The sequence below is a fragment of the Elstera litoralis genome, assembly GCF_000963705.1.
Lineage (GTDB): Bacteria > Pseudomonadota > Alphaproteobacteria > Elsterales > Elsteraceae > Elstera > Elstera litoralis.
Map to the genome: position 1 here is coordinate 1 of NZ_LAJY01000083.1, position 8,871 is coordinate 8,871.

Consider the following 8,871-nt stretch of genomic DNA (forward strand, 5'->3'; position numbering starts at 1 on the left):
GCGCCGCCCTGCGCCTTCATCTGGATCGACATATCCATCGCAATGCCCAGATTCGGATGCTGCGGGCCTTGCAGCGCATTGGCCGCCACGATGCTTTCGCCGGTTTGATACTGAAACAGATCAACCGTATGGGCGGCGTGATGCCAGAGCAGATGATCGGTCCAGGAACGCGGCTGCCCGAGCGCGTTCATATTGGTGCGGCGGAAGAAATAGGTCTGCACGTCGAGCTGCTGAAGCTTCAGTTCGCCCGCCAGAATGCGCTTATGGATCCATTGGTGCGATGGGTTGAAGCGGCGCGTATGGCCGACCATGCAAACAAGGCCGGTCTGTTTCTGCATTTCCGCTACCGCCTGCGCGTCGGCCCAGGAATCGGCTAGGGGAATTTCGACCATGACATGCTTGCCCGCCGCAAGGCACTGCTGCGCCTGCGCGGCGTGCATCTGCGTCGGTGTGCAGAGAATGGCGGCATCGACGCCGGGCAGTGCCAGCGCCTCGTCGAGGGTTTCGAGCGCGTGCGGCACGCCGTATTTCTGCGCCGTCTCTTGCGTCGCGGCGGGCTCGCGGCCCACCAGCGCCACGATTTCAACGCCGTCGATCAGCTTGAGTGCGTCCAAATGCTTCTGACCAAAGGCCCCCGGCCCGGCAAGGATGAGTTTCATAGCGTCCCTCGTGTCGCGGCGGTTTAGGCCGGATTTTTTAGAATGAGATGGCCCACGGCGGTATTCGACGCGGGCACATGGTAAAATCGGTGCAGCTCTTCGACCGTATCGGCCAAAGCGCCGCGCATGATGAGCCACATCACCAGCTCAATGCCTTCCGACCCGGCTTCCCGGATAAACTCGACGTGCGGGATGCGCGCGGCGGCCTCGGGGTCGTTCACCAGCAGATCGAGAAAATGATTGTCGAACTTGGCGTTGATAAGCCCGGCGCGCGGCCCCTGAAGCTGGTGGCTCATGCCGCCCGTGCCCCAGATTTGAACGTTCAGATCTGCGTCGAAGCTCTCAATCGCCTTGCGAATGGCTTTGCCCAGCGCATAGCAGCGCGCGCCCGACGGCGGCGGATATTGCACCACATTGACGGCAAAGGGGATCACTTGGCACGGCCACGCCTCCGGCTGGCCGAACATCAGCGACAAGGGCACGGTGAGCCCGTGATCGACATCCATCTTATTGATGATGGTCAAATCGAAGTCGCTCTGGATCACCGCTTCGGCGATATGCCAGGCCAAATCGGGGCTGCCCTGCACAATCGGCACCGGGCGCGGCCCCCAGCCTTCGTCGGCGGGCTTGAAGCTTTCGGCGCAGCCGATGGCGAAGGTCGGGATCATCTCCAGGCTGAAGGCACTGGCGTGGTCGTTATAGACGAGGAAGACCACATCGGGTTTTTCTTCGGCAATCCACCGCTTCGAGAAGTCGAAGCCGCTGAAAACCTTGGCCCAATAGGGCTCGGCGCTGCGGCCATTGTCGAGCGCGGCCCCAATGGCGGGAATATGCGAGGTGCTGACGCCGGCGGTGATTTTAGCCATGCTGTTTTTGCTCCAGCAGGTGATCGTTTTCGGGCGAACGCCCGCCCGCCAGCATCATCGCGGCGTAGTCTTCCTGGGTCATGCCGGTCATCCCGGCGGCGGCCTGCTGGAAGCTTTGGCCGTCCGACGAGAAAATCTTAGCGAGGAAATAGACATTGCCGCCCAGCGCCAGCATCCGATTATAGTCGCGCGCCAGCACGGGCCAGCTTCTGATCTTCGCTCATCGGCCATTCATCGAGATAGGCGCGGTTATCGGCCTTGAAGCGGGCGCGATTGTCGGCCTTCATCAGCGACATGCAGAATTGATTGAGGTGATAGCCTTTGCGCGATTGTTCGGCGTCGAAGATCACCGTGCCGGGAATATCGGCATAGGGTTTTTTCGCGGTCATCGGGCACTTTCCTCCGGCCAATAGAGCCGCATCGGGTTGGCGACAAGCAGCGCCTGCTGCAAGTCGGGCGTCGGCGCGATTTTCGGAATGATGTCGACCAAATGCCCATCGTCCGGCATATGGGATTTCAGGTTCGGGTGCGGCCAATCGGTGCCCCATAGCACCCGGTCGGGGAACGTCTCCACCAGATGCCGGGCGAAGGGCACCACATCGGCGTAGTCCGGCGGGCCGGACCGGCTGAGGCGCTCGGGGCAGGTGACTTTCGACCAAATGCGCGGGTTCTCGCGCATCAGCTTGACGAATAGGCCGAACTCCGGCCCCTCGACGGGCTTGCTCACGTCCGGGCGGCCCATATGGTCGACCACTACAATCGTCGGCAGGCTGGCGATGAAATCGTACAGTTCGGGCAAATCCGGCGCTTCGAAATAAATCACCACGTGCCAGCCCAAGGGGGCGATGCGCCGGGCGATTTCCAAGAGTTCATCCGGCGGCGTGGTCTCGACCAGGCGCTTGACGAAGTTGAAGCGCACGCCCTTGATCCCGCCAGCGTTCATCTCCAGCAACTCGGCGTCAGTCACGCTGCGGCGGACGGTGGCGATACCCTTGGCCTTGCCGTTCGAGGCGCGCAGTGCATCGACAACCGCGCGATTATCGGCCCCGTGGCAGGTGGCCTGGACGATCACATTGCGGCTGAAGCCGAGATGATCGCGCAACGCCCAGAGTTTTTCCTTCGGCGCGTCGCAGGGCGTATATTTCCGCTCGGGGGCATAGGGAAACATCGCGCCCGGACCGAAAACATGGCAGTGGGCATCGACCGCGCCGGGCGGCAGGCGAAAACCGGGTTGCGACGGGGCGGGGTGGAAGGGCAGCCAATCGGCATCCATCGTGAAGCTGGTCATGCTCAGCGCCCCTGGTTTTTCAGAATCGCATCGAGACGCGGATAGACGCGGCGGGCATTGCCTTCGAACACCTGATGGCGTTGCGCCTCGGTCAGCGGCAGCGCGTCGAGATAACGTTTGGTGTCGTCGAAATACTGCCCGGTTTCAGGATCGATGCCGCGCACCGCGCCGACCATTTCCGAGCCGAACAAAATATTGTCGAGGTCGATCACCTTGAACAGCAAGTCGATGCCCGGCTGGTGATACACGCAAGTATCGAAGAAAACATTCTTCATCACATGGTCGCGCAACTGCGGGCGCTTCATCATATCGGCGAGGCCGCGATAGCGCCCCCAATGGTAGGGCACCGCGCCGCCGCCGTGGGGGATGACAAACCGAAGCGTCGGGAAATCGCGGAACAGATCGCCTTCGATGAACTGCATGAAGGCGGTCGTATCGGCATTAATGTAATGGGCGCCGGTCGCGTGGAAATTGCAGTTGCACGAACCCGAGACATGGACCATCGCCGGAACGTCCAGCTCGACCATTTTCTCATAGAGCGGATACCAGAATTTATCGGTGAGGGGTTGAGAGGTCCAATGCCCCCCCGACGGATCGGGGTTGAGGTTGCAGCCGACGAAGCCAAGCTCGGTCACGCAGCGCTCAAGCTCTGCCACCGAATTGGCAATCGGCGCGCCCGGCGACTGCGGCAATTGGCAGACGCCGACGAAATGCGCCGGATAGAGATCGACGACGCGCTTGATGAGATCATTGCAGGCGCGCGTCCAGGCTTGGGAGATCGCCTCGTCGCCCTCATGATGCGCCATCGCCGAGGCGCGCGGCGAAAACAGCGTGAGGTCCGCCCCGCGTTCGCGCAACAGCCGCAACTGGTTCTTCTCGACGCTCTCGCGGATTTCATCGTCACTGATGCTGGCCGGTTTCGGCGGCGGGTGCGACGGGTCGGCGAAGGCGGCGAGCTGCGCCGCGCGGAAATCTTGGTGCGGGCCGGGGGCCGTGGTGTAATGGCCGTGGCAGTCGATAATCATCATTCGGCGGCATCCTTTTGCTCGAACGCCGCATCGGCGCGGATCGCATCGAGCAGCGCGGTCAGGGTTTCGGCCCTATCGGCGGTGTGGAACTGCGGTGCCCAGTCTTGACGCACGGCGGTGGCGGCGCTCATCCAGGACGGCCCCCCGGCTTCGCTGACGGTGCGGGCGACCTCGCGCATTTCCTCCGCCCGGCGGCGACCGTGAACGAGGGAGCGGGAGATCATATAGCGCGCCAGCGTCGGCCAATCCGGCCCCGGTAGCAGATCATCCAGCGAGGTCAACACGGTTTGCTCGACGCCGTAATGGCGCGCGGCCAGTAGGGATTCGGTGAGCAGCGCCTCGATACCCTTAATCATCACGCTTCGGCACATTTTGGCAGCGGAGGCCTGCCCGAGGGTTTCGGAGAAGAATTTAGCCCCGGCAAAGCCAAGCGCCGCCAATTCCGGGAGCGCGGCTTGTCCGTTCGGCCCCCCGAGCAGAATCGGCGTCGCTAGCCGTTTCGGCGGGAAGGGTGCCATCACCGCCCCTTCCACATAGACCCCGCCGCGCGCGCCAATCGCCCGCGCCGCTGCCGCCTTCTGCCCAGGGGAGGCCGAGTTGAGGTCGAGATAGCGCGCGCCGGGGGCAATCCCTTCGGCAACCGCTTCCGCCGCCGCCAAAGTCTGCGCCGCCGTCACCGCCGAGAGAATGAGATCGGCCCCGGCCACCGCTTCCACCGCCGATGCGGGTAGCGCCAAGCCGCGCACTGTGGCGGCCCGGCGCGGACTCGCGGCGGGATCGGCGAACTGCGTATCCCACACCGTCAGCACGGCCCGGTCTTTGATATCATCGGCGAGGATCTGCCCGACCTCGCCGAAGCCAATCAGGGCGATGCTCATCATGGTGCGATCTCCCAGAGCGACGCGGGCACGAAAACACTGCCGCCCATCAGCTTGCGCGCCGTGCGCAACAGCGCCGAGCGCGAAACCACCACCTCCGGCTTCAACGGATCGCCGGAAACCTGCGCCACCATATCGACGGAGAAAAAGCCGGTCGGATGTTCGATATCGAGCACACGTCCGCCTTCCGCCGAAATCCCAGCGGAAAATTCCGCCGCAATCGAGCCGGGGATAACGCAGGCGGTGGCGACGCTGACCGCGCCGAGCACGCCGATGGCCTCATGTACCGGTGCGGAATGAAACTGCGCGTCGTCAGCACGCCGCCGTCTTGCGCCGGGGCGACGAGGGTCATTTTCGGCACGGTTTTCTTCGCAACGTCCCCGAGGTTCATCAGCGGGCCGAGTTTGAGGCGCAAGGCTTCGATGCGGGCTTTCAGCGCGCTATCGGCCTCCAGAACCTCCGGGGCCTCAGTGCCGGACAGGCCGAAATCGCCAGCGCGCAGCAGCACAATCGGCATGCCGTTATCGATGCACGTCACGTCGATCCCATCGACCGTATCGCGCACCCTCCCCGTTGGCAGCAACGCGCCGCAGGAGGAGCCGGCCACGTCGAGAAACTCCAGCGGAATCGGCGCGGCGGTCCCCGGTACGCCATCGATGCGCGCACTGCCTCATAGGTGACGTGCCCGTCTGGCGTCGGCACTAGGGCGGTGGCGAAACTCTTGCTATTGACCATATGGATGCGCACGGGCGTGACGTCGCCCGCGACCGGCACCCACCCGGCCTCAATCGCCCAAGGACCAACCCCCGCGAGGATATTGCCGCAGTTCTGGCTATCGCTGACCTCGGCCCGATCGACCACCACCTGAAGAAAGAGATAATCCACATCGGCATCGGGGTGGGCCGAGCGGCTGAGCACCGCGACCTTGCTGGTCAGGGAATGCGCGCCGCCCATCCCATCGATCTGGCGGGTATCGGGCGAGCCCATCGCGGCGAGAAGCACCCGGTCGCGCACAGCAGGGTCGGCGGGCAGGTCGGCAGCGTCAAAATACAGCCCTTTCGAGGTGCCGCCGCGCATCACCGTACAGGGAATGGCTTTCAGCATATCCCCTACTCCTGATCGCGGGCCGACCGATACACGAGGCCCTTTTCCGCCAAGCGTGGACGCATGGTGTAAATGTCGAGCCCAAGCTCCCCAGCTTGCAGGCGCGCGCGGGTTTGCGCTTCTTTCGCCTCGCGCGCGACGCATTTTTCCAGCACGGCTTCGGCGGAGAGGCGCGGCACGACGACGACGCCATCATCATCGGCGACGATCAAATCGCCCGGATGAACCAAAGCCCCGGCGCAGGTGATCGGCAGGTTCACGTCGCCCAGGGTTTCCTTCACCGTACCTTGGGCGAAGATGGCCTTCGACCAGACCGGAAACTTCAAGTCCGTCAGCGTGGCGATATCGCGCACGCCCGCCGCAATAATCAGCCCGCGCACGCCGCGCGACTGAAGCGAGGCCGCAAGCAGATCGCCGAAATAACCGTCGTCGCAGGGGCTGGTCGGCGTCACGACTAGAATATCGCCGGGCTGGCACTGTTCGACGGCGACATGGATCGTCCAATTATCGCCCGGCGCGACCGTGCAGGTCACCGCTGATCCGGCGATATGGGCCGGGCGGTAGATCGGGCGCATGAAGGGGGCCATCAGCCCCGTGCGACCCTGTGCCTCATGGACGGTGGCAACGCCGAACGCCTGGAAACGGTCCGCGAGCGGCGGGGCCACGCGCGGGCAATCGGTGATAACGGTGGGCATTGGTCTGCGCTCCCTCAATCCTTCTCGAAGCGTGGCTTCGTTTTTCTTAGCTTAAATTCAAACGCTAAACGCGGCTTCGACGCGACTCACTTCCCCGCTCTATGGTATAAATTTTTGTTAGAGTAACCGACGCACGAGGGCGTTATGGATCTGTCCGGTCTTCCCAAACTACGGGCCTTGCGCGCGGTGGCCGCCGTTGCAAAATTTGGGAGCACCAGCGAGGCCGCCGCCGTGATGCACCTCACCCAACCCGCCGTTAGCCAAGCAATCCGCCGCTTGGAAACGATGGTCGGGGAACCCCTCTTCACGCGCACGTCGGCGGGGCTTTATCCGACCGATTTGGGGGCACGGTTTGCCGATCGTATCACCCGCGCCTTTGCCTATCTCAGCGCCGCTGAACGGGAGTTGGTGCCGATGGGCGGGAGCGGGGCGGGGCAACTCAGCACGCTTGCCACGATCGTGCATCTGCGCGCGGTGATTCTCACGGTCGAAACCGGCAGTCTAACCCTGGCCGCCGAACGCCTTTCCGTCTCGCAACCCAGCGTGAACCGCGCCATCCGCGATCTGGAAACCCTCTGGGGCACGCCCTTGTTCGAACGCACCCCGCGCGGCATGGTGGCGAGTCGCGATGCCATTGGCCTTGCCCGCTACGCCGGTCTTGTCCTGGCCGAACTTCAACAGGCGGTTCAGGAGCTGCGCGAACGGCGCGGGGTTATGGATGGGTCGGTTGCCATCGGCTGCCTTCCGCTCGCCCGGGCTCAAATCCTGCCGCGCGCCGTGCTGGCCGTGTTGAACGATTACCCCGATGCGCGCATTCGTATTGTCGATGGCCCCTATAACGATCTGTTACATGAACTGCGGCGCGGCACGCTGGATCTTATCCTCGGCGCGCTGCGCCTGCCGCCGCCGACGCCGGATATTGTGCAGGAAGCTCTGTTCAGCGAACCGTTTGCCATTATCGTTCGGCGCGACCATCCGATTGCCCGCCTGCCGCGCCCCACCCCGCAGGCCCTGGCGCAGCTCGATTGGATCGTCGCCCCCCCCGGTGCCCCCGCTCGCCAGCAGTTCGAGCGCCTCTTTACCCACGCCGGGTTGCCGGTTCCAACCCGGCTGATCGAATGTGGCTCGCTCATCGCGACCCGTGCCCTCGTGCTGGGCAGCGACCGCGCAGTCCTGCTGTCGGAAAGCCAAGTGGGGCACGAGGTGGCAACGGGGCATTTGATTGCGCTGCCGCTCCCCCTCGCCGGATCGGAACGGCCCATCGGCATTACCGCGCGGTTGGGCTGGAAGCCGACGTTGCTGCAAGCCGCGTTTTTTAGAGCGGTTGCGCCAGAGCCTGCCGCTCATCGCTCGATAGCGCTCCCGCGCGCTCGCGTTTGAGCGGCAAGGCGAATGGGGGCATTCACCGCCCCATAGCCGTGGTACCCCTCCCGCTGCACGACTTCGAGAAAGAAGCCGCCGTCCAACACTTGCGTATAGATATGCAGGAAATATCCCTCAGCATCGGCATCATAGAGAATATTCAAGGCCTTAAAACTATCGATCTCTGCGGCGCTCAGCGCGGTTCGGGCTTCGAGATCATCGTAATAATTCTCCGGGATCGCCAGCAGCGGCACCCCATTTGCGGCTAGCCGGGCCACCGTGGCGCGAATATCGCGCGTCGTCAGGGCGATATGCTGCACGCCGGACCCGAAGAATTCCTGCACGAAGCGCGCGGTGAGCGTTTGGGCGCTTTGCGAGCCGTTGAGCACCAGCCGCAGCCCGGCCTGCCCCGTGCTCAGCCCGCTTTCGATCACTTGGCTCTGCACCACGCCGCCGGGGTCCATCACCGCTTGCGCCGAGGTTTTGCGGGCGTCGAATAACGACAGATAGAAGAGCAGCCAGGTCAGCATTTCTTCGTAATGCATGGTTTGGGCGATATGATCGACGCCGATCAGCCCCGCGCCCGCTGCCGCCTCGCCGGTGGGGATAAATCCACCTCCGCCCAGCGCCCGAGAGCGGAGGCATCGTCGACGAAATAGATCAGGCTGCCGCCAAGGCCGCGAATGGCGGGAATATCAAGCTCGCCCGGCCCGATGGCACCGCGATGGGGCACGTCGAGCAGGGCCGTCGCTCGCGCCAGGGTTTCGGCGGCATTGGCAACCTTGAGGGCGATGGCGCAGACCGAAACCCCATGCGTCACATAATAGGAATGGGCAAAACCCTCCACATCGCTATTCAGGATAAAGCGAATATCGCCCTGCTGCCACAGCGCCACATCCTTCGAACGGTGCCGCCCGATGCAGGCAAAGCCCATCGCGCGCAGCAGCGTTTCAAAGCTTTTGCGGCGGGGCTCGTCGGCGGCGAACTCGAT

11 protein-coding genes and 2 pseudogenes are annotated in these 8,871 nt (G+C 63.6%); 1 reads left to right on the forward strand and 12 read right to left on the reverse strand.

All coding sequences use genetic code 11. The features are described 5' to 3' along the window. From VZ95_RS04275 to VZ95_RS04310, 10 genes and pseudogenes are all read right to left on the reverse strand, one after another. A partial coding sequence (locus tag VZ95_RS04275; protein ID WP_045774778.1) for a Gfo/Idh/MocA family oxidoreductase occupies positions 1 to 659 on the reverse strand: 659 nt, incomplete at its 3' end. Between the two features lie 23 nt (positions 660 to 682). Continuing rightward, entirely contained in the window at positions 683 to 1,525 is an 843-nt protein-coding gene (locus VZ95_RS04280) for a class III extradiol dioxygenase subunit beta (protein WP_045774779.1), read from the reverse strand. Then, a complete protein-coding gene (locus tag VZ95_RS25050; RefSeq protein ID WP_198148079.1) occupies positions 1,518 to 1,724 on the reverse strand; it encodes a hypothetical protein in 207 nt (68 codons plus the stop codon). The genes VZ95_RS04280 and VZ95_RS25050 overlap by 8 nt, the downstream gene beginning before the upstream one ends. Continuing rightward, complete coding sequence (locus tag VZ95_RS27950) at positions 1,705 to 1,914, reverse strand: hypothetical protein (protein WP_198148080.1); 210 nt, start codon at positions 1,912 to 1,914, stop codon at positions 1,705 to 1,707. Before VZ95_RS27950 ends, VZ95_RS25050 begins: the two co-directional genes overlap by 20 nt. Then, the gene (locus tag VZ95_RS04290; protein ID WP_045774780.1) at positions 1,911 to 2,813 is read right to left on the reverse strand and encodes an amidohydrolase family protein; all 903 of its coding nucleotides are present in this window, start codon (positions 2,811 to 2,813) and stop codon (positions 1,911 to 1,913) included. Before VZ95_RS04290 ends, VZ95_RS27950 begins: the two co-directional genes overlap by 4 nt. Before the next feature lie 2 nt (positions 2,814 to 2,815). Beyond that, positions 2,816 to 3,841: an amidohydrolase family protein gene (locus tag VZ95_RS04295; protein ID WP_232302472.1), complete on the reverse strand. Its 1,026-nt coding sequence runs from the start codon at positions 3,839 to 3,841 to the stop codon at positions 2,816 to 2,818. Then, the gene (locus VZ95_RS04300) at positions 3,838 to 4,722 is read right to left on the reverse strand and encodes an NAD(P)-dependent oxidoreductase (RefSeq protein ID WP_045774781.1); all 885 of its coding nucleotides are present in this window, start codon (positions 4,720 to 4,722) and stop codon (positions 3,838 to 3,840) included. The genes VZ95_RS04295 and VZ95_RS04300 overlap by 4 nt, the downstream gene beginning before the upstream one ends. Continuing rightward, the gene (locus VZ95_RS27955; protein ID WP_269747055.1) at positions 4,719 to 4,988 is read right to left on the reverse strand and encodes a PrpF domain-containing protein; all 270 of its coding nucleotides are present in this window, start codon (positions 4,986 to 4,988) and stop codon (positions 4,719 to 4,721) included. Before VZ95_RS27955 ends, VZ95_RS04300 begins: the two co-directional genes overlap by 4 nt. 116 nt (positions 4,989 to 5,104) lie before the next feature. Continuing rightward, positions 5,105 to 5,823 (reverse strand): annotated as a pseudogene (locus VZ95_RS27965) (PrpF domain-containing protein); the annotation flags it as partial. A gap of 5 nt (positions 5,824 to 5,828) precedes the next feature. After that, a complete protein-coding gene (locus VZ95_RS04310; RefSeq protein ID WP_052711468.1) occupies positions 5,829 to 6,518 on the reverse strand; it encodes a 4-carboxy-4-hydroxy-2-oxoadipate aldolase/oxaloacetate decarboxylase in 690 nt (229 codons plus the stop codon). Between the two features lie 144 nt (positions 6,519 to 6,662). On the opposite strand from VZ95_RS04310, the gene VZ95_RS04315 reads away from it, so the two are divergent. Beyond that, a complete protein-coding gene (locus VZ95_RS04315; RefSeq protein ID WP_052711469.1) occupies positions 6,663 to 7,898 on the forward strand; it encodes a LysR family transcriptional regulator in 1,236 nt (411 codons plus the stop codon). On the opposite strand, the gene VZ95_RS21560 is transcribed toward VZ95_RS04315, so the two are convergent. Then, positions 7,862 to 8,410, reverse strand: coding sequence for a VOC family protein (locus VZ95_RS21560; protein ID WP_198148081.1), 549 nt, complete (start codon positions 8,408 to 8,410; stop codon positions 7,862 to 7,864). The genes VZ95_RS04315 and VZ95_RS21560 overlap by 37 nt on opposite strands. Before the next feature lie 41 nt (positions 8,411 to 8,451). Then, positions 8,452 to 8,871, reverse strand: a pseudogene (locus VZ95_RS21565) (3-keto-5-aminohexanoate cleavage protein); the annotation flags it as partial.